The 22,405-nt window shown below is 33.4% G+C and carries 21 protein-coding genes; 14 read left to right on the top strand and 7 right to left on the bottom strand.

Annotated elements, in window-relative coordinates; translation table 11 throughout:
* Positions 1 to 6: 6 nt before the first annotated feature.
* Complete coding sequence (locus EKN01_RS04955) at positions 7 to 957, top strand: glycosyltransferase family 2 protein (protein ID WP_129045219.1); 951 nt, start codon at positions 7 to 9, stop codon at positions 955 to 957.
* Between the two features lie 179 nt (positions 958 to 1,136).
* Here EKN01_RS04955 and EKN01_RS04950 read toward each other — a convergent pair whose 3' ends face one another.
* Positions 1,137 to 2,114 (bottom strand): GMP reductase, encoded by a 978-nt coding sequence (locus EKN01_RS04950; protein ID WP_129045218.1) that lies wholly within the window; start codon positions 2,112 to 2,114, stop codon positions 1,137 to 1,139.
* Positions 2,115 to 2,343: 229 nt separating this feature from the next.
* On the opposite strand from EKN01_RS04950, the gene glnA reads away from it, so the two are divergent.
* The 7 genes from glnA (at position 2,344) to arcC (ending at position 10,389) form a co-directional block, all read left to right on the top strand.
* A complete protein-coding gene (gene glnA, locus EKN01_RS04945) occupies positions 2,344 to 3,672 on the top strand; it encodes a type I glutamate--ammonia ligase (RefSeq protein WP_099975055.1) in 1,329 nt (442 codons plus the stop codon).
* A 105-nt stretch (positions 3,673 to 3,777) separates the two neighbouring features.
* Complete coding sequence (locus tag EKN01_RS04940; RefSeq protein ID WP_129045217.1) at positions 3,778 to 4,266, top strand: hypothetical protein; 489 nt, start codon at positions 3,778 to 3,780, stop codon at positions 4,264 to 4,266.
* 270 nt (positions 4,267 to 4,536) lie between these two features.
* Positions 4,537 to 5,772 carry an arginine deiminase gene (gene arcA, locus EKN01_RS04935; RefSeq protein ID WP_099975053.1) on the top strand — a complete coding sequence of 412 codons (1,236 nt, stop codon included), beginning with the start codon at positions 4,537 to 4,539 and terminating at the stop codon, positions 5,770 to 5,772.
* A gap of 21 nt (positions 5,773 to 5,793) precedes the next feature.
* Complete coding sequence (argF, locus tag EKN01_RS04930; protein WP_099975052.1) at positions 5,794 to 6,831, top strand: ornithine carbamoyltransferase; 1,038 nt, start codon at positions 5,794 to 5,796, stop codon at positions 6,829 to 6,831.
* A 68-nt stretch (positions 6,832 to 6,899) separates the two neighbouring features.
* Positions 6,900 to 8,312 carry an arginine-ornithine antiporter gene (gene arcD, locus EKN01_RS04925; RefSeq protein ID WP_129045216.1) on the top strand — a complete coding sequence of 471 codons (1,413 nt, stop codon included), beginning with the start codon at positions 6,900 to 6,902 and terminating at the stop codon, positions 8,310 to 8,312.
* An 11-nt stretch (positions 8,313 to 8,323) separates the two neighbouring features.
* Positions 8,324 to 9,433 (top strand): aminotransferase, encoded by a 1,110-nt coding sequence (locus EKN01_RS04920; RefSeq protein WP_129045215.1) that lies wholly within the window; start codon positions 8,324 to 8,326, stop codon positions 9,431 to 9,433.
* 14 nt (positions 9,434 to 9,447) lie between these two features.
* On the top strand, positions 9,448 to 10,389 hold the full coding sequence (arcC, locus tag EKN01_RS04915) for a carbamate kinase (RefSeq protein ID WP_099975049.1): 942 nt from the start codon (positions 9,448 to 9,450) through the stop codon (positions 10,387 to 10,389).
* Positions 10,390 to 10,401: 12 nt separating this feature from the next.
* On the opposite strand, the gene argH is transcribed toward arcC, so the two are convergent.
* Positions 10,402 to 11,781 (bottom strand): argininosuccinate lyase, encoded by a 1,380-nt coding sequence (gene argH / locus EKN01_RS04910; RefSeq protein ID WP_129045214.1) that lies wholly within the window; start codon positions 11,779 to 11,781, stop codon positions 10,402 to 10,404.
* Positions 11,778 to 13,004, bottom strand: a complete 1,227-nt coding sequence (locus EKN01_RS04905) for an argininosuccinate synthase (RefSeq protein WP_129045213.1) — start codon at positions 13,002 to 13,004, stop codon at positions 11,778 to 11,780. The genes argH and EKN01_RS04905 overlap by 4 nt, the downstream gene beginning before the upstream one ends.
* A 429-nt stretch (positions 13,005 to 13,433) precedes the next feature.
* Between EKN01_RS04905 and argS the strand changes: the two genes are divergently transcribed.
* Positions 13,434 to 15,128 carry an arginine--tRNA ligase gene (gene argS / locus EKN01_RS04900; protein WP_129045212.1) on the top strand — a complete coding sequence of 565 codons (1,695 nt, stop codon included), beginning with the start codon at positions 13,434 to 13,436 and terminating at the stop codon, positions 15,126 to 15,128.
* Positions 15,129 to 15,143: 15 nt separating this feature from the next.
* Positions 15,144 to 16,058: a prenyltransferase gene (locus EKN01_RS04895; protein ID WP_129045211.1), complete on the top strand. Its 915-nt coding sequence runs from the start codon at positions 15,144 to 15,146 to the stop codon at positions 16,056 to 16,058.
* 13 nt (positions 16,059 to 16,071) lie between these two features.
* On the opposite strand, the gene EKN01_RS04890 is transcribed toward EKN01_RS04895, so the two are convergent.
* Complete coding sequence (locus tag EKN01_RS04890) at positions 16,072 to 16,968, bottom strand: RluA family pseudouridine synthase (protein WP_129045210.1); 897 nt, start codon at positions 16,966 to 16,968, stop codon at positions 16,072 to 16,074.
* A 132-nt stretch (positions 16,969 to 17,100) separates the two neighbouring features.
* Here EKN01_RS04890 and EKN01_RS04885 point away from each other — a divergent pair, with 132 nt between their 5' ends.
* Positions 17,101 to 17,874, top strand: a complete 774-nt coding sequence (locus EKN01_RS04885) for a helix-turn-helix domain-containing protein (RefSeq protein ID WP_129045209.1) — start codon at positions 17,101 to 17,103, stop codon at positions 17,872 to 17,874.
* 12 nt (positions 17,875 to 17,886) lie between these two features.
* Here EKN01_RS04885 and EKN01_RS04880 read toward each other — a convergent pair whose 3' ends face one another.
* The 3 genes from EKN01_RS04880 to EKN01_RS04870 are packed head-to-tail and all read right to left on the bottom strand — an operon-like array spanning position 17,887 to position 19,192.
* Entirely contained in the window at positions 17,887 to 18,270 is a 384-nt protein-coding gene (locus tag EKN01_RS04880; RefSeq protein WP_099975042.1) for a DUF4430 domain-containing protein, read from the bottom strand.
* 19 nt (positions 18,271 to 18,289) lie between these two features.
* On the bottom strand, positions 18,290 to 18,640 hold the full coding sequence (locus EKN01_RS04875; protein WP_099975041.1) for a BMC domain-containing protein: 351 nt from the start codon (positions 18,638 to 18,640) through the stop codon (positions 18,290 to 18,292).
* 9 nt (positions 18,641 to 18,649) lie between these two features.
* The gene (locus EKN01_RS04870) at positions 18,650 to 19,192 is read right to left on the bottom strand and encodes an NADPH-dependent FMN reductase (protein ID WP_164966367.1); all 543 of its coding nucleotides are present in this window, start codon (positions 19,190 to 19,192) and stop codon (positions 18,650 to 18,652) included.
* Positions 19,193 to 19,587: 395 nt separating this feature from the next.
* Between EKN01_RS04870 and EKN01_RS04865 the strand changes: the two genes are divergently transcribed.
* From EKN01_RS04865 to EKN01_RS04855, 3 genes are read left to right on the top strand one after another with little or no spacing between them, the layout of a single operon-like run.
* Complete coding sequence (locus EKN01_RS04865; RefSeq protein WP_099975039.1) at positions 19,588 to 19,866, top strand: BMC domain-containing protein; 279 nt, start codon at positions 19,588 to 19,590, stop codon at positions 19,864 to 19,866.
* A gap of 22 nt (positions 19,867 to 19,888) precedes the next feature.
* Positions 19,889 to 20,689 carry a propanediol utilization microcompartment protein PduB gene (gene pduB / locus EKN01_RS04860; RefSeq protein WP_129045207.1) on the top strand — a complete coding sequence of 267 codons (801 nt, stop codon included), beginning with the start codon at positions 19,889 to 19,891 and terminating at the stop codon, positions 20,687 to 20,689.
* A 33-nt stretch (positions 20,690 to 20,722) separates the two neighbouring features.
* Positions 20,723 to 22,387 carry a propanediol/glycerol family dehydratase large subunit gene (locus EKN01_RS04855; protein WP_099975037.1) on the top strand — a complete coding sequence of 555 codons (1,665 nt, stop codon included), beginning with the start codon at positions 20,723 to 20,725 and terminating at the stop codon, positions 22,385 to 22,387.
* The last annotated feature ends 18 nt before the right edge of the window (positions 22,388 to 22,405 follow it).

Genomic DNA, 22,405 nt, shown 5'->3' with positions numbered 1-22,405 from the left:
ACTCATATGAAACCATTAATTTCAATTGTCTTACCTGTCTTCAATGAAGAAGAGGGTATTCAAGACACAATTGACACTTTATTAAACTTTACTGAACAACAAGAAGAAAATTTCGAATTGATATTCGTAGATGATGGTTCAAAAGACCATTCAGTTGAAATTCTCAGTCACGCAGCTGACTATTATGAGAATATTAAATTAGTAGAATTTTCGAGAAACTTTGGACATCAAAATGCTATCACAGCTGGACTGGATTATATATCTGGTGATGCCGTTGTAGTAATGGATGCAGATCTTCAAGATCCTCCTGAAGTCATAACAAGTATGGTAAAAAAATGGAAGGAAGGATATGATGTAGTATACGGTAAACGTGCACAACGTGATGGTGAATCAGTATTCAAAAAAGCCACAGCATCTATGTTTTATCGAACATTCAGAAAACTTTCTTCGATCGATATGCCCTTAGATACTGGTGACTTTAGATTGATGGATAAAAAAGTTGTCTATCAATTACAACAACTAAAAGAATATGACCCCTTTGTCAGAGGACAAGTAACTTGGGTTGGATTCAAGCAAACAAGTGTTGTCTATCATAGACATGAGAGAAATGCTGGAGAAACTAAATATCCGCTCTCTAAAATGCTAAAACTAGCAACAGATGGTATTAAGTCCTTCTCAATCAAACCATTACTATTTGCAAATATATTTGCAGCTATACCATTTGTAGGATCAATAATTTATTTAATTACGATTATTGCCACAAGTTCATATAGTGCAGAATCTTTTGGAATTGTCGTAATATTATTGAGCATAAGTCTAATGCTTGTAACCCTTGGTATAGTTGGAGATTACATGGGAAGAATTTTAAATCAAGTAAACAAAAGACCAAGATATATTGTTAGAGATTTAAAAGGATTTCAGCAAAATGAAAAAGTATACAAATTAAAAAATAATTAAAAAATGTCCTTTTTAAATTTGATGCAATATGTTACAGTAATGTTAGATTTGATATGAAGTGATTCAATTGTTTTAGTAGTGCAATTGGATTTATGGTTATCAAATTGAATATGAACTATCCCATTCATTATTGAAGCAGACGAACACCCAGTCGTCTGCTTCTTTTTTTGTGCAAAAAATTAATGTAAATCCCCGTTGTAAATGGAATTTTTAACTATAACATAGTCAACTTTAGTAAGACTATTTAATTCATTTCCGCCGGAATATGAGATTGAAGATTGTAGGTCTTCTTTCATTTCTTGAAGGGTATCAAATATTGATCCTTTAGCAGGTACCAGCATTTTCTTTCCTTCAACGTTTTTATGTTCACCTTTTTGAAATTCTGAGGCTGATCCAAAGTATTCTTTGTATTTTTTATTATCTTTTTCAATTTCTTTGCCTGGTGATTCTACATGTCCAGCAAATAGGGATCCTACCATCACAAATGAAGCTCCAAAACGGACAGATTTGGCGATGTCTCCATTATTTCTAATACCACCATCAGCAATTATAGGTTTTGTTGCAGCCTTAGCACATAGTCTCACTGCTGCAAGTTGCCAACCGCCAGTACCAAAACCAGTCTTCAATTTTGTTATGCAAGCTTTACCAGGGCCAATACCGACCTTTGTGGCGTCTGCTCCAGCGTTTTCTAAGTCTCTCACTGCTGCTGGAGTACCAACATTACCCGCAATAACGAAACTATTTGGTAGATACTTTTTAACGTGTTTGATCATTTCAATTACACTGTCACTATGACCATGTGCAACATCAATAGTTATGTAATCAGGAACTATATTTTGATCGGATAAAGATCTGATAAAATCGAACTCATTTTCTTTAATTCCCAAACTAATAGAAGAAATTAAAATATTGTCATTCATCATTTCTATAAATTCTGCTCTGCTTTGCTCGTCGAATCGATGCATAATATAGAAATATCCATCTGAAGCTAACTTAACAGCAAGTTCTTCATTGATAATAGTTTGCATATTAGCAGGGACTACGGGAATTTTGAATGTGTGATTTCCTAACTTAACAGTGGTGTCACACTCAGATCTACTATTTACAATACATTTGTTCGGAACTAATTGGATATCATCGTAATCAAAAACGTCCATCGTGCTCTCCTTTGAAATAAACCGAATAATTATATTAATTCAATAAATAAAGTACGTCTTTTAGGTTAACTTGTTTAAAATGATAAGTCAAATACAAAGATAAGATTTAAGGATTATATTTGACACTTAGTAAAACAATTGGTATTATCGATACATTATTAACAAACACCCAACCCAATGGTTTTTGTTGCTAATATTAATAATTGGTATATACAAAGGAGAATTCACAGTGACTAATTTTTCAGCAGAAGATATAAAAAGGGCAGTTGAAGAAGAACAAGTAGAGTTTATTTGTTTAATGTTTACAGATATTAACGGTATTATCAAAAACGTTGAAGTTCCTGTATCTCAACTTGATAAGGTTTTGGCTAACAAGATCACTTTTGATGGTTCATCAATTGAAGGATTTACAAGAATTGAAGAAAGTGACATGCTACTTTATCCTGATTTATCAACTTGGCTAATCTTCCCATGGGGAACAGAACATGGAAGAGTAGCAAGATTAATTTGTGATATTTATACTACAGATGGAGAACCATTTTTAGGTGATCCACGTTTAAACCTAAAACGTATTGTAGAAAAAATGAAATCTCAAGGTTTCACTAATTTTAATATTGGACCAGAACCAGAATTTTTCTTATTTAAGACGGATGAAAAAGGACAACCAACTTTAGATCTTCATGATGATGGTGGATATTTTGATTTTTCACCGGTTGATATGGGAGAAAACTGCCGTCGTGATATAGTTCTAGAACTTGAAAAAATGGGATTTGAAGTTGAAGCGAGTCACCATGAAGTTGCACCTGGTCAACAAGAAGTTGATTTCAGATATGATGATGCACTTAAAGCAGCAGACAATATTCAAACATTCAAATTAGTTGTAAAAACTATTGCTAGAAAACACGGTTTATATGCAACATTTATGCCAAAACCATTGCAAGGAATCAATGGATCTGGAATGCACATCAATATGTCATTGTTCAAAGGATCAGAAAATGTTTTCAATGACGGTAATGACAAACTTTCAGAAACAGCTAAGTATTTCTTGAGTGGTTTGCTAAAACATGCTCGAGCATTAACTGCAATTAATAATCCAACTGTTAATTCTTATAAACGTTTAGTACCAGGATTTGAAGCACCAACATACATTGCATGGTCAGGAAAAAATAGATCACCATTAGTTCGTGTACCAGCAGCTAAAGGTAAATCAAAACGTGTTGAAATGAGAAGTGTTGATCCTTCAACAAATCCATATCTATCAATTGGTGCTATTTTAGACGCAGGTCTTGATGGTATTGAAAATAAATATCAAGTTTCAGATGAAATCCAAGAAAACATTTACGATATGACTGAAGAAAGAAGAGCAGAGCTAGGAATTCGTGAACTACCATCTACTCTACATAATGCACTGAAAGCATTGCGTGAAGACAAATATGTTCAACAATCATTGGGTGAATTTTTAACAAGGAACTTCCTTGTTGCAAAAGATGACGAATGGGCAAGATATAAGCAAACAGTTTCCGTTTGGGAACAACAAACTTATATGCCACTTTACTAATAAAGACCTTAGGGTCTTTTTTTATTTGTATATTTATTGCTTTTAGTAAATGAATAACCTAAAATGAAAAGTGTTGATATTCAATAATAAATAGGAGTGTACCTCATGAAAAAAATTATTGTTACACTATTAGCCATATTAGCATTGGGTGGAGCTGCTACAGGACTTACAGCTTGTTCTAATTCAAGTTCAAAAAATGCAGAAAAGACTGAAGAAACTCATTCAGCTGATAAAATCACAAAATCTGAGATTAAAGGTCATGATTATGTTGGTGTTAGTTCAGATAACAAAGATCAATATATTACTTTCTTCACAGGTAAAGATAAAAATGATGTTAAATACTATCGTGTAAATAAAGATGGATCACAAAAGAAAATTACATACTTTATCAAACCTAAACTTGTTATGGATTCAAAAAACAAGAAGAAGTTCAAAATTGATGGTATGAGTGTTATTGCAGAACCAGATTTCAATGATTGGACATTTACAAAAGTTGGTAAAACAACAATTAAGACTGTAGATGGCAAGAAGTGGAAACTTTATGATGGTAGCCACAAAGATGTTAAAAATTATGTAAAGAAGAACGCTAAATGAGACTATCCCTTAGGGATAGTCTTTTTTTTTAGAAAAAAATTAGTAACTTTCAGAAAGATGTAAATAAATTCACAATCTTTCCATAAAAATTTAAATTAGTTTTCTTTTAATTTTTCAATGAATTTGCGTAATTTGAAGGAGTTTCACTAAATTAAAATATGCTAATTTTATGAAACTAGATTACAAAATATGTGAAAACGCTTGCAAACATAATGATGGAGCGTTAATCTAAGTCTTGGAAATACAAATCGAATTAAGGAGTGAATTATAATGACCAAACCAATTCATGTAACATCAGAAATTGGAAAGTTAGATGTTGTAATGTTGAAACGTCCTGCTGAGGAAGTAGAAAACCTTACACCAGACACTATGCCAAGACTATTGTTTGATGACATACCATACCTTCCAATTGCTCAAAAAGAGCATGATCATTTTGCACAAATATTGCGCGACAATGGAACGGAAGTATTATATCTCGAGCAACTTTCTGCTGAAGCTATTGATGCTGGTAATGTTAAAGAGGCATTTCTTGAAAAAATGTTGAAAGAATCAGGTTTCCCAAAAGGCGGAAGTCATGATGCTTTAAAAGAATATTTCTTAAGCATGAATACTCAAGATATGGTCAATAAAATCATGGCCGGCGTTCGAAAAGAAGAAGTTGATCACAAACCAACAGATTTAGTAAGTTTTGCTGAAGATAGCAATTATCCATTCTTCATGGATCCAATGCCAAACTTATACTTCACAAGAGACCCTGCTGCCTCAATTGGTGAAGGATTGAGTATTAATCACATGACATATGCTGCACGTCAAAGAGAATCAATGTTTATGGAAACAATCATTGAAAATCATCCACGTTTTGCTAACAAAGGCTTGAACGTATGGAGAAGTCGTAACCATAATCACCGTATTGAAGGTGGAGATGAGTTGGTACTTAGTGATCACGTATTAGCAATTGGGGTATCACAAAGAACAAGTGCTGAAGCAATTCAACAAATTGCACAGAATCTATTTACAGAAAATAGTGGTTTTGATACTGTTATTGCTATTTCAATTCCACATAACCATGCAATGATGCACTTGGATACTGTTTTCACAATGATTAATTATGATCAATTTACAGTACATCCAGGAATTCTAGGAGCTGGTGGAAATATTGATACATGGACATTACATCCAACAAAAGATGGATCAATTTCAATTGAACATAACAATGATCTAAAAGATGTATTGAAAAAAGCATTAAATCTAGATGATCTAGATTTAATCCCTACAGGAAATGGTGATCCAATTATTGCACCTCGTGAACAATGGAATGATGGATCAAATACATTGGCTATTGCACCGGGAACTGTTTTAACATATGACAGAAATTATGTTTCAAATGAACTATTAAGACAACATGGAATTAAAGTTCTGGAGACAATTTCAAGTGAATTATCAAGAGGTCGTGGGGGCCCACGTTGTATGAGTATGCCACTAGTACGACAAGATCTAAAAAAATAAAATAAAATTTGGAGAATAACTATGGACTTTCAAGGTAAAGAAAACTCAGTATTTCAAGGACGCAGTCTTTTAGCAGAAAAATATTTCACACCAGAGGAATTAGAATATCTAATTGATTTCTCAATTCATCTAAAAGCTCTTAAGAAAAAGGGTATTCCTCATCACTATCTTGAAGGTAAAAATATTGCTCTTCTATTCGAAAAGACATCTACAAGAACTCGTTCAGCATTTACAACAGCTTCAATCGATTTGGGAGCACATCCTGAATTCTTAGGTGCTAATGATATTCAACTAGGTAAAAAAGAATCTGTTGAAGATACAGCCAAAGTTCTTGGAAGCATGTTTGACGGAATTGAATTTAGAGGATTTAGTCAAGAAGTCGTAGAAGATCTAGCCAAGTATTCAGGTGTTCCAGTTTGGAATGGTCTAACTGATGAATGGCATCCAACACAAATGATTGCTGACTTCATGACTATGAAAGAAGCATTTGGAACATTGAAGGGCAAGACATTAACATTTGTTGGTGATGGACGTAACAACATGGCTAACAGTCTTCTAGTTACTGGTTCAATGCTTGGTGTAAATATCCATATCGTTGCACCTAAAGAATTATTCCCAGATGATTCAGTTGTCAAAACAGCTCAAGGTTACGCAGATAAGTCAGGAAGCAAATTCTTGATTACTGATAACATCGAAGAAGGTGTTAAAGGCACAAATGTTATCTATACAGACGTATGGGTATCAATGGGTGAAGAAGATCAATGGGCTGAAAGAATTGAACTTCTAAAAGATTACAAAGTAACAATGGATATGATTGAAAAAGCACAAATGCCAGACGATCAAATTATCTTCATGCACTGTCTACCAGCTTTCCATGATGCAACTACAACTTATGGTAAGAATATCAAAGACGAATATGGACTTACAGAAATGGAAGTTTCAGATGAAGTATTTAGAAGTAAATACGCTCGTCAATTTGAAGAAGCTGAAAACAGAATGCACTCAATTAAGGCCATTATGGCAGCTACTCTAGGTAACTTGTTCATTCCTAAGGCATAATTTTTTACCGAAGAGCTACTTTTAAATGGGTGGCTCTTTTTATTTTATTAATTAAGGGGAATATACACATGGAAGAAAAGAAAGGACTATCCCTTGGAGCTTTGACAGCGGCGGTTGTTACTAGTTCTATCGGTTCAGGTGTTTTTACACTAACTAGTTCTTTAGCTACTGGGTCCGCACCGGGTCCTACGTTAATAGCTTGGTTAGTAGTTGGATTTGGTATTTTGATGCTAGCTCTATCTCTAAATAACTTACTTTTAAAAAATCCAGATGCAGAAGGTATTCATGCTTATGCTAAAGAAGGTTATGGTAACTTTGCAGGATTTGTCAGTGGTTGGGGATATTGGTTAAGCGCTTGGCTTGGTAACGTTGCATTTGCAACTGTTTTGATGAGTTCTGTGGGATACTTTTTCCCAGTATTTAAGAGTGGTCAAAATATAGCATCAGTGTTGGTTGCAAGTGTGGTTTCATGGATATTAACAATTATTGTTAATCGAGGAGTTGAATCAGCTGCTGCGGTTAATACGATTATTACTATTTGTAAATTGATACCATTATTTACATTCATAGTTGTCGGAATTTTTGTTTTCAAAGGTGGAATATTTACTGCTCATTTCTGGACAAATGCTGCCGGAAATATTGCTGGAGGAGACAGCATTTGGACTCAGTTTAGATCTTGTTTAATGATTATGATGTGGGTCTTTGTTGGTGTTGAGGGAGCAAGTATGCTTTCATCTCGTGCCAAAGATAAAAAAGATGCCGGAAAAGCTACAATTATTGGAATAATTTGTCTATTAGTAATATATATCTTGGCTTCAATTCTTCCTTATGGATATATGTCACAAAGTGCTTTAGCTAAAATTAATCAACCTGCAATGCTTTACATTTTCCAAGATATGGTTGGAACATGGGGTGGAGCATTCATCAGTATCGGACTTATTATTGCTATCCTTGGTGCTTGGTTATCATGGACCATGTTGCCAGCTGATACAACGATGTTGATGGCTGAAGAAAAATTATTACCTAAAAAATTTGGTGAGAAAAATAAAAATGGTTCACCAACATATTCACTATTTTTAACAGCAGGATTGATTCAAATATTCTTGCTAATACTTCTATTTTCAGAACAAGCATATGAATTTGCCCTATCACTATGTACTGCCGCAATTGTTGTTTGTTATATCTTCGTTGCCTTATATCAAATTAAGTTTTCATACAAAAATAAAGATATGGGTCAACTTTGGATTGGTATTTTTGCATTAGTATTCCAAGTTGGAGCTATCAGTTTAGCTGGTTTACATTACTTATTACTTTGCTGTATAGGTTATCTACCAGGAATTTATTTCTACTACAAAGCTAAAAAAGAAAATAATATTGATGGCGGTAAATTAACAAATAATGAAATTATATTTTCAATAATAATTGTTGTTCTTGCTATAGCTTCTATTGTTATGGTTGCTACAGGAATGATTAAAATTTAGAGGCAAGTGATATGAAAATAAATGCATTTGGAGTTGAGGAATGGCTAAACATTCATGAAAGAGAAGCAAAATATGATTTAGCACAGAGTACTGTAAAATCATTTTCTATGAATGAATTAAACCAGTTAACAAATAGTAAAGATTTATATTCAGATTTAGACAAACAAAAAATGAACTATGGTTGGATTGAAGGATCCCCAGAGTTCAAAGAAGAAGTATCTAAATTGTATAAAAATGTTGCACCGGAAAATGTTTTACAGACAAATGGTGCAACAGGAGCCAATTTACTAGCAATCTATTCTTTGATTGAACCTGGAGACCATGTGATCAGTGCTTATCCAAGTTACCAACAGTTATACGATATTCCTGAATCATTAGGTGCAGAAGTAAGCTATTGGGAACTGAAGGAAGAGAATGGCTGGTATCCAGATATCGATGAATTAAGAAAACTTATTAAAAAGAATACTAAGATGATTTGTCTGAATAATGCGAATAATCCCACAGGAACTATTATTGATAGAGATTATTTAATGAAAATTGTCGAAATAGCAAAAGAAATTGATGCCTATATTTTAGTAGACGAAGTTTATTTACCATTCGATAGTAGCGTGAAATATTCACCTATTATTGACCTATACGAGAAAGGGATTTCAATAAATTCTTTATCAAAAACATATTCTATCCCAGGAATTAGGATAGGTTGGACAGCTACAAATTCAGAATTGGCAGATATTTTCAGAAAATATCGAGATTATACGATGATTTGTGCTGGTGTGTTTAATGATCAGATAGCTACAATTGTTTTGAAAAATAGAGATAAAATTTTACAAAGAAATTCTAATCTTGTAAAAGCAAATTTGGATATCTATAAAGAATGGGTAAAGGAAACTCCTGATGTAAGTTGTGTTTTCCCTGCAGAAGTTTCAACTTCATTTATAAAATTTGAAAAAATTAAAGATACCAAAACTTTTTGTGAGAAATTATTACAAGATACAGGTGTTCTATTGGTACCCGGAGAAGCTTTTGATGAACCAGGATTTGCTAGATTAGGTTATTGTACAGATCCTGAAACATTGAAAATTGGATTGAAAAAACTATCAGATTACTTATTAAAATATTAATTGGAGAAATAATTATGACTAAAGAACGCATAGTAGTTGCCTTAGGTGGAAATGCTATTTTGAGTACAGATGCTAGTGCAGAAGCACAACAAGCAGCAGTTAAAAAAACTTGCGAGTCACTTGTGGAATTTGTAAAAAGTGGCAAAGAGCTTATAATTACTCATGGTAATGGCCCTCAAGTAGGTAACTTGTTATTACAACAAGCTGCTGCAGACAGTGAAAAGAATCCTGCATTGCCACTAGATTCTTGTGGTGCTATGACAGAAGGAAGTATTGGTTATTGGTTCCAAAATGCTATGAAAGAAGTACTTTTGGAAAACGGAATTGATAAGCAAGTCGCAACTATAGTAACTCAAACTATCGTTGATAAAAATGATTCAGCGTTTACAGATCCTACAAAACCAATCGGACCATTCTATACAGAAGATCAAGCCGAAAGCTTGAGAAAAGAACATTCTGACTGGACTATAGTAGAAGATTCAGGACGTGGATACAGAAGAGTAGTTCCTTCACCTAAACCTGTAGAAATCAATGAATATCCAGTTGTTGAAGCTATGACAGATGCTGGCTTCATTCCTATCGTTGCTGGTGGTGGTGGTATCCCAGTTATAAAAGATGGCAACAAGTTGACAGGTACTGAAGCAGTTATTGATAAAGACTTTAGTGCTGCTAAAATTGCCTCATTAGTTAAGGCAGACAAACTTATTATTCTTACTTCTGTAGGTGGAGTTTTCTATAACTTTGGTAAGGAAAATCAAGAAGAAGTATTTGATGTTGCCGTAGATGATATTCAAAAACACGTAGATAATAATGAATTTGCAAAGGGTAGTATGATGCCTAAAGTTCAAGCAGCTATTAATTTTGTAAATGAATCTGGTAACGCTGCTGTTATCGGTGCCTTAGATGATGTAAAAGAAATTATCGCTGGTAATCAAGGAACAACAATTCATAAATAAAAAAAAGACATCCTATTGGATGTCTTTTTTTGCTTGTTGGATTTGTTTTTTAATTTGTTCAAAGCTTGTACCACCTAGAGAATTTCGGCGTTGAACCGCAATCTCAGGTTTTAATATTTCGTATATGTCATCTTCAATCAGATTAGAAATGTTTTTAAATTCTGTAATGCTAAGATCTTGTAAGTTAATGTTTCTTTGAATACACTCTAAAACTAATTTTCCAACAATAGCATGTGCTTCTCTAAAGGGAATACCCTTGGAACTTAGATAATCTGCTAACTCTGTAGCGTTGGAATAATCATTTTCTGTAGCTGCGTACATTTTATCTTTATTTATTTTGATTGAAGAAATCATTCCATTGAATACTTTTAATGATGGAATAATAGTTTTTACAGTGTCAAAAACGCCTTCTTTATCCTCTTGTAAATCCTTATTATATGCTAGTGGTAGAGATTTCATAGTAGATAAAAGACCCAGTAGGTTACCGTAGACACGACCACTTTTTCCACGGATAAGTTCTGCCATATCTGGATTTTTCTTCTGGGGCATAATGCTACTTCCAGTAGTGAATTGATCACTTAATTCGATATATTGAAATTCAAAGCTTACCCACATACTTATTTCTTCGCAGAATCTAGAGAGATGCATCATAAGGATTGATGCATTGCTCAAAAATTCTAAAGCAAAGTCACGATCTGAAACTGCATCTAGAGAGTTACTGTATACTTCATTGAATCCTAATTCTTTTGCAGAAAACTCGCGATCGATAGGGAATGTTGTTCCTGCTAAAGCTGCAGCACCCAAAGGAGAAATATCAGTATGTTTCATATTGAATTCAAATCGATCAATGTCTCTTTTAAACATTGAGTAGTATGCCATTAAATAATGACCATATGAAATAGGCTGTGCATGTTGTAGATGAGTATATCCAGGCATGATAGTCTCTACGTTTTCTTCAGCAAGTTTTATAAGAGTTTTTTGTAAATTGTAAAGTTCTTCTATAATAATTGGCAATCGATTTTTTAAATAAAGGTGAAAATCAGTTGCTACCTGATCATTTCTTGAACGTCCAGTATGTAATTTTCCGGCAACAGGACCAATTTTTTTAGTAAGAATACTTTCTATATTCATATGAATATCTTCATTTTCAACATCGAAAACTAGAGTTCCTGCATCATATTCATCTGAAATTTCTTCTAGGCCTTTTATTATTTTGTCGGCATCTTCATTATTAAGAATTCCAGTTTTTTTAAGCATTTTTACATGTGCGAGTGAACCCAGAATATCTTCTTTTGTCATTAATTGATCAAATGCAATAGAAGCGCCAAACTCATTTACCCATGGGTCGGCTTCTTCACTAAAGCGACCACCCCATAATTTTTTTGTACTCATGATTTCACCGAATTTTCAGCATTATTAATTTTGGCATCGACTTGGGCAAAGACCTGTGTTGGAAGTCCCCATAGTTTAATAAAACCTTTGGCACTTTCTTGATCAAATGAGTCTGCAGATGTGTAAGTGGCCAAGTCTTTATTGTATAGAGAATTAGCAGATTTACGTCCTAGAACCCAAATATTACCCTTAATTAATTTAAGTTTTACTACACCATTTACAACTTTTTGGCTTTCTTTTAAAAATGAAAGAAGAGAGTCCATTAATGGTGAAAACCATAGTCCATTATAAATAATTTCACTCAATTCTTTTTCGATTACAGGTTTAAAGTGTGCCAAACTTCTCTCTAATGTTAGATCTTCTAATTCAGAATGAGCTTTTAAAAGTACCATAGCTGCGGGTGTTTCATATACTTCACGTGACTTGATTCCTACAAGTCGATTTTCAATATGATCGATACGTCCTATTGCATTTTCACCTGCGATAACATTTAATTTTTGAATAATTTCAGAAAATGACATTTCATTTCCATTCAGAGATACAGGAAGTCCTTGTTGGAATTCGATTTCTACTTCAGTGGCCTCATTAGGTGCTTCTTCAATTGATTTTGTAATATCAAACGCATCCTCAGGTGCCTGTTCCCATGGATCTTCAAGTATTCCACACTCATTAGCACGACCCCAAATATTTGCGTCAATTGAGTAAGGTGAGTCTAAATCGATTGGAATTGGAATATTATTTTCTTCAGCGTACTCAATTTCTTCTTCACGAGACCAATGCCAATCACGTACAGGACTTAATACTTCAATATCTGGTGCCAATGCGTGAATAGCTACCTCAAAACGTACCTGATCGTTTCCTTTACCAGTACACCCGTGTGCAATAGCTTTTGCATCTTCTAAATGTGCAATTTCAACTAATTTTTTACTAATAAGTGGTCGGGATAGGGCAGATAGCAAAGGATAAACACCTTCATAAAGGGTGTGACCTTGTAGTGCAACTGATAGATAATTATCAGCGTACTCATCCAATGTATCTAGTGAGTACGCTTTGATTGCACCGGCGTTAATTGCTTTTTGTTTAATGAATTCGGGATCTTTACCTTCGCCAACGTTGACACAACAGACGATGACGTCATATCCTTTATTTTTTAACCAAGGAATGGCCACTGATGTATCAAGGCCTCCGGAATATGCTAATACTACTTTATTTGTTTCTGTCATAATTGTTCCCCTCCAATAATTAGAAAAAAATTAATTTTATGAACACAGGTTAACACCAGCTTAAAAAAATGACAACTCAAATTATTAAAAGTGAGAGTTAATAAAAACTTTCTACCTAAATACGAATTTAAAAAATTAAATTAAATTTAATGTTCAGGTATGAAATAATAATTTTTAACTATTAGTTTAGTATTGTCTAAAAACTTCTTATATGCTATTATTTTAGGCAACGAAGGACTAATTAGTCGGTAGATTCTAAGCGAGGTTGGGGTGGTGTGAGCCAACTGAATCAATGATTAAGTCGTACCCTTTGTACAATTTAATAATTTGTATTTTGAGTGGATCTTAATCAATTAGAGTGGTACCGCGGGTAATCTCGTCTCTTTCAATGTTTATTGAAAGAGGCTTTTTTTATTTTAGGAGGAAATTATGGAATCAAAAAATCTTGCAACTCAAGCACTTTTAAAAGTTTTACCTGAAGAAATTACTGAAGAACAAGTATTTAATTTACTAGAAAAGCCAAAAACATCTGATTTAGGAGATTTAGCTTTCCCAACATTTATCTTGGCTAAGTCATTACATAAAGCTCCAAATCAAATTGCTGAAGAATTAGTGGGTCAAATTAATTCAGATGGATTTGAAAAAGTTGTTAATGCAGGTGCATATATCAACTTTTTCCTTGATAAGAGGGCATTTTCAAATGATGTTATTACTGCTGTTATCAATGAAGAAGATGACTATGGTGACCAAAATATTGGTAAGGGTGGCAATGTACCTATAGACATGTCATCACCAAATATTGCCAAACCAATGTCAATGGGACATTTACGTTCGACTGTTATTGGTAACTCAATTGCAAAAATCATTAGTAAGTTGAACTATAACCCAATTAAAATCAATCACTTAGGTGATTGGGGTACTCAATTTGGAAAATTAATTGTTGGTTATAAAAAATGGGGATCAAAAGAAGAAGTTGAAAAAGATCCTATTAACAACTTGTTGAAGTATTATGTTAAGTTTCATGATGAAGCAGAAGAACATCCTGAACTAGAAGACGAAGCACGTTCTTGGTTTAAGGGTATGGAAGACGGAGATGAAGAATCACTTGAACTATGGAAATGGTTTAGAGATCTATCCTTGAGTGAATTCCAAAAAGTTTACGATCGACTAGACGTTCAATTTGATTCTTACAATGGTGAAGCATTCTACAATGATAAGATGGATGCTGTTATTGATACAATCAACGAAAAGGGACTATTACAAGAAAGTCGTGGAGCTGAAATCGTTGATCTTTCAGACTTAGACCTTTCACCTGCTCTTATCCGCAAAACTGATGGAGCAACACTATATATTACTCGTGATTTAGCAGCAGCTATTTACCGTAAAAATGAATACAACTTTGTAGAATCACTTTATGTTGTTGGTAGTGAACAAAGTGAACACTTCAAGAAATTAAAAGCTGTTTTAAAGATGATGGGTTATGACTGGTCAGATGATATTCACCACATTGAGTTTGGTCTAATTACAACTGGCGGTAAGAAGCTGTCAACTCGTAAGGGTAGAGTTATCTTGCTAGAAAATGTTTTGAATGATGCCGTGGATCTAGCTAAAAAACAAATCAATGAAAAAAATCCTGATTTGAAAAATAAAGATGAAGTTGCTGAAGCTGTTGGTGTAGGTGCTGTTGTATTCCACGATTTGAAGAATGAACGTCGCGATAATTTTGATTTCAATCTTGAAGAAGTTGTTCGTTTTGAAGGTGAAACAGGTCCTTACGTTCAATATACAAATGCCAGAGCTTTGAGTATCTTAAGAAAAGCTGGTGATGTTGAACTTATTGCTGGAGAAGATTTTGGAATTGATGATCCTAATGCTTGGGACACTGTAAAATTAATTCAAGAATTTCCAGAAACAATTGCTCGTGCAGGACGCACATATGAACCATCAGTTATAGCAAAATATTCACTACGTTTGGCTAAGAGTTTCAATCAATATTATGCACATAGCAAGATTCTTTCAGATGATGAAGGATTACAGGCTCGTTTAGCACTTGTGAAATCAGTATCAGTTGTTTTACAATCTTCATTAGACCTATTAGGTGTTAAAGCACCTGAAGAAATGTAGGATTGGGGTTTAAAAATGAATAGAGCACTCTTTGTAGAACTTTCTGAAGTAAAAAGTACAGTTTTAGATGTCTCATGGTTTGTCTTGGCAGCCAGTTTTTGTTATCTACAATTTGGAAAGTTTAATTTTCTAACAGGAATATTAGCTTTAATAGTAGTAATATTTGATCACATGTTTATTAATTTCCATAATAACTATATGGATTTTAAACATTCTAAGGATGAATTTTACCGTACTAAGATTAGTACTGTGGGTATGAGTCGCGGAATGTTGGGAACCATTCGTAAGTGGATGTATGGTCTAGGTCTTGTAGTTATTATTCTGGGCTTAGTCTTGGTTTACCTAACTAATTGGATAACATTAGTTTTAGGAATAATAGGTGTTGGTATAGGGATGCTATACTCAGCTGGTCCTAGGCCAATTAATTCAACAATATTTGGTGAAACCTTGGTTTCTATCGCAATATCTATCTTGATTCCAGTAATCTATGTAATTTTGGGATTAGTAAATGTTGGAACATTAGATTCAAGTACAGTGATTAATTTGATAATCTTCTGTTTACCTAATACATTTGTCGTATTCTCTGCACAATTATGTAATAACACTTGTGACTTAGATGAGGATGTCAAGAATGGCAGATACACTCTACCTTATAAAATAGGTCACGATAATGCCATCAGTTTGTTCAAAGCTTTGTGGGCACTAGCATTCTTGTTAGTTCCTATCCTAGTTATTTTGAAAGTGACACCATATACTACATTAATTCTAATTTTGTTATACCCAAATATATGGAGTACTTTCAAACCTTATTTCAAAGAACAAGTTAAAACAAAAACTTATCCTTTGGTTATGAAGGCAATTTCTAAATTTGTATTATCATATATTGGATTAATTGCTATCGGTGCTGTCATTAAAGTTATATTTAAATAAAAAAATCTCCAGATCATTTAGATCTGGAGATTTTTTTTATAAAGTCTTCAAAATATTTAGGTGCAGCTGTAGTTACGGTAACTGATTCTTGAGTAAACGGATCTCTAAAATATAATTTAAATGCATGTAACATTAATAATGAAGAATTAATGTTTTTACTATTGTATAGAGTATCATTCACTATTGGCCAACCATGTTCAGAAAGGTGAACTCTTATTTGATGTGTACGTCCGGTTTCAAGAGATAATTCAACTAGAGCATAGTTTATATCTTTCTCGATTACTTTGAAATGAGTTTCAGCATAGTCTCCATCAATTCTGACTTTACGTTTCCTTTTATTATCAGGATCTAATCCAATAGGATCAACAATATTTCCTTCATTAGGAATAGGGGATTCTAAATTAACTATAGCCAGATATGACCGACGTAATTCTTTTTTTGACAGTTGTCTGACAAGTTGTGGGACAACATATGGTGTTTTTGCAACTAAAACTAAACCACTAGTTAGCATGTCAATCCGATGAATCATATATGGTTGATTATTAGGTGCCAGATATCTAGCTATATCATTGAAGAGAGTATCATCTTCTGTGGCAAGATTTGGATGTGTTTTTATACCGCTAGGTTTGTTGACTACTAGTAGCTCATCATTTTCATATACTACTGTTATGTCTTTATTTCCTGGTGCATAGAATTGATTTTCAGATCTAGGAGCAAAATCAAACATAAATTCAACTTCAGATAAATCAGGGATAATTCTATTAAAAGAAAGATATTCATTGTTGAATTTAATTGACTTAGTGACTCTCAGATTATGTTGCCATTTTTTAGGGATGTACAGTCTAGTAAGGTAATCACGTACTGACTCATCACCACATGTTTTTTTGTAGGTATAATTTTTTATGTACATAAAGTTATGATACCTCAAAACTAATGTTTTAAGAGCGTTAAATATTGTATATCGTAAATAATTTTTTTGAATAAAACTAATTATATTGTTTTTAATTATGCTAGAATTATTCAAAAGCAGGAGTGAGTTTTCATGAGTGAAAAAGTTGATTTAAAAGCAATACTCGATAATCCAGATATCAGTATTTCAGATATCATTCAAAGTTACATTGATGGTCATAATCTTATTTTTTTAATTACAGATAATAGTAATCAAATTATTCAAAGCTATGTAGATGTTACTTTAGAAATTAACTCAACTACTCTTGAAGCCATAACAAATCATTCAAATTTTTCTACAAATTATCTGAATATCCAAAGCAATCAGTTCAAATTATATCTTTTTGGGTATACCGATGATTCGAATGATACAAAAGAATTAGCACAACAAAATCTTTTTTTACAGAAAATTTTGGAAAATATATGTAATTTTATCTTAACAATTAAAGGAACAGAGAAATATATTGATTATGAAAAAACTCTTAACACTCCTATAAATTTCAGTCATGAACTAATAATTTATTCATCAATAAAAACAAAAAATGAAATAGTCCTTAAAGCGATAGACTATATTAATGATCACTTAACTGATAATTTAACTTTAAGTGAGATAGCTAAGCACGTCTATGTATCAGATTATTATTTGAGTAAACTATTTAAGCAAGAAACGGGGCTAAATTTCTCTAACTTTTTAAATGTTAAGCGCACTCAAAAGGCGATGGATCTACTAGAAAATTTCGACTATTCTGTTGAATATATATCAAAGCTGGTTGGATTCACAAGAGTGGGGTATTTCAGTCAGATATTTAAAAAGTATACTGGGGTTAATCCTACACAATACAGAAAAAATAAAAAAGCAATCCTTTAAAGGATTGCTTTTTTATTTGTCTTTATATGTATCAAGTTTGAATTCAACGTTATCTTTGTTCTTTAATTTCTTGTCTTTAGCGCCAACGTTAACTTGCTTTTTGTTTACTGTAAAAGTCCAGTATTTGTTTTTCTTTTCATTTTGTTTGTGACCATCAATAGACGTGATGAATCCATCTTTTTCCTTAACAGTCCAACCCTTTTTGACACCAGTCATAACTGATGAGTTCTTCTTAAGAGTGATTTTCTTCTTAGCAATTTGTTTCTTACCATCTTTCAATACGTAAGTAACATGAATGCTGTCATTAGATTTTTTGGCTTCAACATTTGTTGCAGAAACTCCTGTTGTGAAAAGCAATGCCAAAGTCATAAATACAGTAACAATTTTTTTATACATAATTATTCCCCTTTTTTATTTAACTTCTTGTTATATTTGTAACATTAAAATTTAATTCATTCAAGAAGAAATTATTCACACTCTCCAAAGATGCTATAAGATCGTCTATTTTACCGACTAAAAAAACCGATCCACTAAATCTATCTAAGAATCCAATATGAACATTACCAGACTTTCTTGCAATATCTCCAGCCAGAATAGACGATTCAGAAGGAGTAATAGTAATAATACCTATGGGTAAAGTAGTGTCGGTAATACCCAGTTTTTCGTATAGATCTGGATTAGGGTTAGCGATTATATGAGCAAGGGTAATTTGTTTACCAGGGACGTATTCCTGGATAATTCTTTCAGGAAAAGTATCTTCTGACATATTATTCACCTAAAATCTTTCATTAATTATTTCTATAAATTCACTGTACAGATTTTCAAGAACATCAATCGTTTTTTGAGATGTGACGTGATTATTGTCATCAAAATTGTCATTAGCATTAGTTATAAAGCACTCATTATTATGAGTAACTTTTGCATTAATCGCTGGAGTGGCAAGTATTTCTCTCAAATGCATTTGTGCTCTGACAGTTCCTAAGGGACCAGTTGAGGCACCCATCAATAGTGTGGGTTTGTTCTTTAATAAACCCGGTTGCATAGATAACCAATCAATTACATTTTTTATATTGGAAGGAATGGAATGATTTATTTCTGTTGTAGCAATCATAATACCATCTGCATCTCGCACACAATCATTAATATAACGAACTTTTGAAGGAGTGTCTGAATCTTTTACTATTTTGAACATTGGTAAGTCATCAATATCTAAAATCTGTATTTGTATCTCATCAATATGATGTTGTTGATAATATTTAATCAAACTTAAGTTATATGAATCTGGTCGATTACTACCAGAAATTGCAACAATAGACAACAAAGAGATTCACCTCACAATTGTGAATAATATTCACATAGTTATTATTAGTTTCACATTAATAATTAGAAAAATCAATATATGGTAAAAATATAATCAATAGTATATATAGAAAACCCGATGTAGTAGTGTTCTATGGTCATATAGTACAAAATAATGTAAAAACATGAAAACGCTTCATATTTATAAATTCTTGCTGTCTTTAGCTATATCAGTTGGTTGACTATGTGAATATATACGCAATTATCATATGGTAATAAACAATTTCAATTGTGAATTAACTATCTATCAACGCTCTATTGATCAACAAGTATAAAAAAAATAGTCTAAAAATCGTTAAAATTGTATATAATTTTATTTGTAAGTAAATTTAGATAATTTTGGAGGATTTAATTATGGCACTAGAAGCATTAGGTTTAATAGAAACTAACGGATTGGTACCTGCTATTGAAGCAGCAGATGCAATGTTAAAAGCAGCTAATGTAACACTTGTTGGTCAACAAAAAGTTGGACACGGATTGGTTACAACAATGGTTCGTGGTGATGTTGGAGCTGTTAATGCATCAGTTGATGCTGGTGTTGCAGCGGCAGAAAATATTGGAGAAGTTACATCTAACTTTGTAATTCCTCGTCCACATGAAGATATTGAAAAGCTAATTATTTCTAAATTATAAAATTTGTAAGTAGGTAGTTATTATGCAGGAACTTGATAAAAATACTCTTGTAGACAAAATATTGGGACAAGTATTACAAGAAGGTGTAGTTAGTAGTGGCAAGGAGGATAAGCAAGTGAACAACTTATCAGTTGGAGTAACAGAATTTATCGGAACAGCTCCTATAGGAGACACAATTGGCATGGCTATTGCTAATGTGGATCCAGAACTTTTTAAACATCTACATGTTGAAAAACCATTCAAATCTGTCGGAATTCTTTCAGCAAGATCAGGTGGTGGTCCTCAAATATTGGCAATGGACGAAGCTGTAAAAAGCACTAATACAGAAGTTATAAGTATTCAATTGCCTAGAGATACAAAAGGTGGAGCAGGTCATGGTTCATTGATTTTAATTGGTGGAAATGATGTTTCAGATGTTCGACAAGCTATTAGTACAGCTCTTAATAGAGTTCCTGATATGTTTGGCGATATCTACAATACTGAAGCCGGACACCTAGAATTCCAATACACAGCACGTGCTAGTCAAGCATGTAATATGGCATTTGGTGTTCCTGAGGGACAAGCATATGGAATGGTTTCAGGTGCACCTGCAGGAATTGGACTAGTTATGGCAGACGTTGCAGTTAAAGCGGCAAATGTTGAAGTTCTATCATTTGCTTCACCAGCACATGGAACAAGTTTTTCAAATGAAGGTATTCTTCATATAACAGGTGAATCTGGTGCTGTGAAACAAGCAGTTATGTCTGCTCGTGATGTAGGAATTAAATTATTATCAAGTTTAGGTGGTACACCTACAAACGATTATCCTTCATACATTATTTAAAATTCTGGATCACTTTTCTAAGAGGTGAAAAATTTGAAAAGACAAAAAAGATTTGAAGAAATAGAAAAAAGACCTGTTCACTTGGATGGATTCGTTGACGAATGGCCTGAAGAAGGTTTTGTAGCAATGGATGGTCCTAATGACCCCAAACCAAGTGTTACAGTTCGTGACGGTGAAATCGTTGAAATGGATGGTAAAACCGAAGACGAATTTGATTTGATTGATAAATTTATTGCCAAGCATTCTATTAAAATTGAAAATGCTGAAAAAGTTATGGCAATGGATTCAGTAAAAATTGCCAATATGTTATGTGATCCAAATGTAACACGTGAGGAAATTATTCCTATAACAACTGGTATGACACCTGCCAAAGCAGCAGATGTTATCTGTCAACTAAATTTCGTTGAAATGATGATGGCGGTTCAAAAGATGCGTCCTCGTAAGATGCCTGCATCTCAATGTCACGTTACTAATATCAGAGATAATCCAGTATTGATTGCTGCAGATGCTGCAGATGCTGCCTTTAGAGGTTTCCCAGAACAAGAAACAACAACAGCTGTTGCTCGTTATGCGCCTTTAAATGCCATTTCAATTATGGTTGGTGCACAAACTGGTCGTCCTGGAGTAATTACACAATGTTCAGTCGAAGAAGCTATGGAATTGAGTTTGGGTATGAGAGGTTTTACTGCTTATGCTGAAACAATTTCTGTTTATGGTACAGAACAAGTATTTACAGATGGTGACGATACTCCTTGGTCTAAAGGATTTCTAGCATCATGTTACGCATCTCGTGGATTAAAAATGCGTTTTACTTCTGGATCAGGTTCAGAAGTTATGATGGGATACGCTGAAGGTAAGTCAATGTTGTATCTTGAATCACGTTGTATCTTTATTACAAAGGGTTGTGGTGTTCAAGGATTACAAAATGGTGCCGTTAGTTGTATCGGAATCCCCGGTGCAGTTCCATCAGGAATCAGAGAAGTTCTTGGAGAAAATCTATTGTGCATGATGTTAGATATTGAATGTGCATCTGGTAATGATCAAGCATTCTCACACTCTGATATCAGAAGAACAGAACGTCTTATTGGTCAATTTTTGGCAGGTACAGATTATATCTCATCAGGATATTCTTCAGTCCCTAACTATGACAATACTTTTGCCGGATCTAACACAGATGCGATGGATTACGATGATTATTACGCAATGCAACGTGACTTGAAGATTAATGGTGGTATTGTTCCAGTTAAAGAAGAAGACATCATCAGAGTGAGAAATAAAGCAGCTAGAGCTCTTCAATCAGTATTTAAGGGATTAAATCTTCCTGAAATTACTGATGAAGAAGTAGAAGCAGCTACATATGCATTCACATCTAAAGATATGCCAGATAGAAATATGGTTGAAGATATGAAATCAGCTCAAGATATCATGGATCGAGGCATTACTGGTGTTGATATTATCAAATCACTTTATGAAGGTGGATTTGAAGATGTTGCTGATGCAGTATTGAAACTTCTACAACAAAGAATAGCTGGTGACTTTTTACAAACTTCAGCAATTTTTGACAAAGATTGGAATGTTATATCTGCTGTAAATAATTCAAACGATTATAACGGACCAGGAACTGGATATCACATGGAAGATGAGTTATGGGAAAAGATTAAAAATGTTCCAATGGCAATCAATCCATCTGATGTTTAAAAAATTGGTGTAGGAGGT

The organism is Companilactobacillus metriopterae, from assembly GCF_004117915.1.
GTDB lineage: Bacteria > Bacillota > Bacilli > Lactobacillales > Lactobacillaceae > Companilactobacillus > Companilactobacillus metriopterae.
This window is presented reverse-complemented; position numbering and strand designations above follow the sequence as displayed.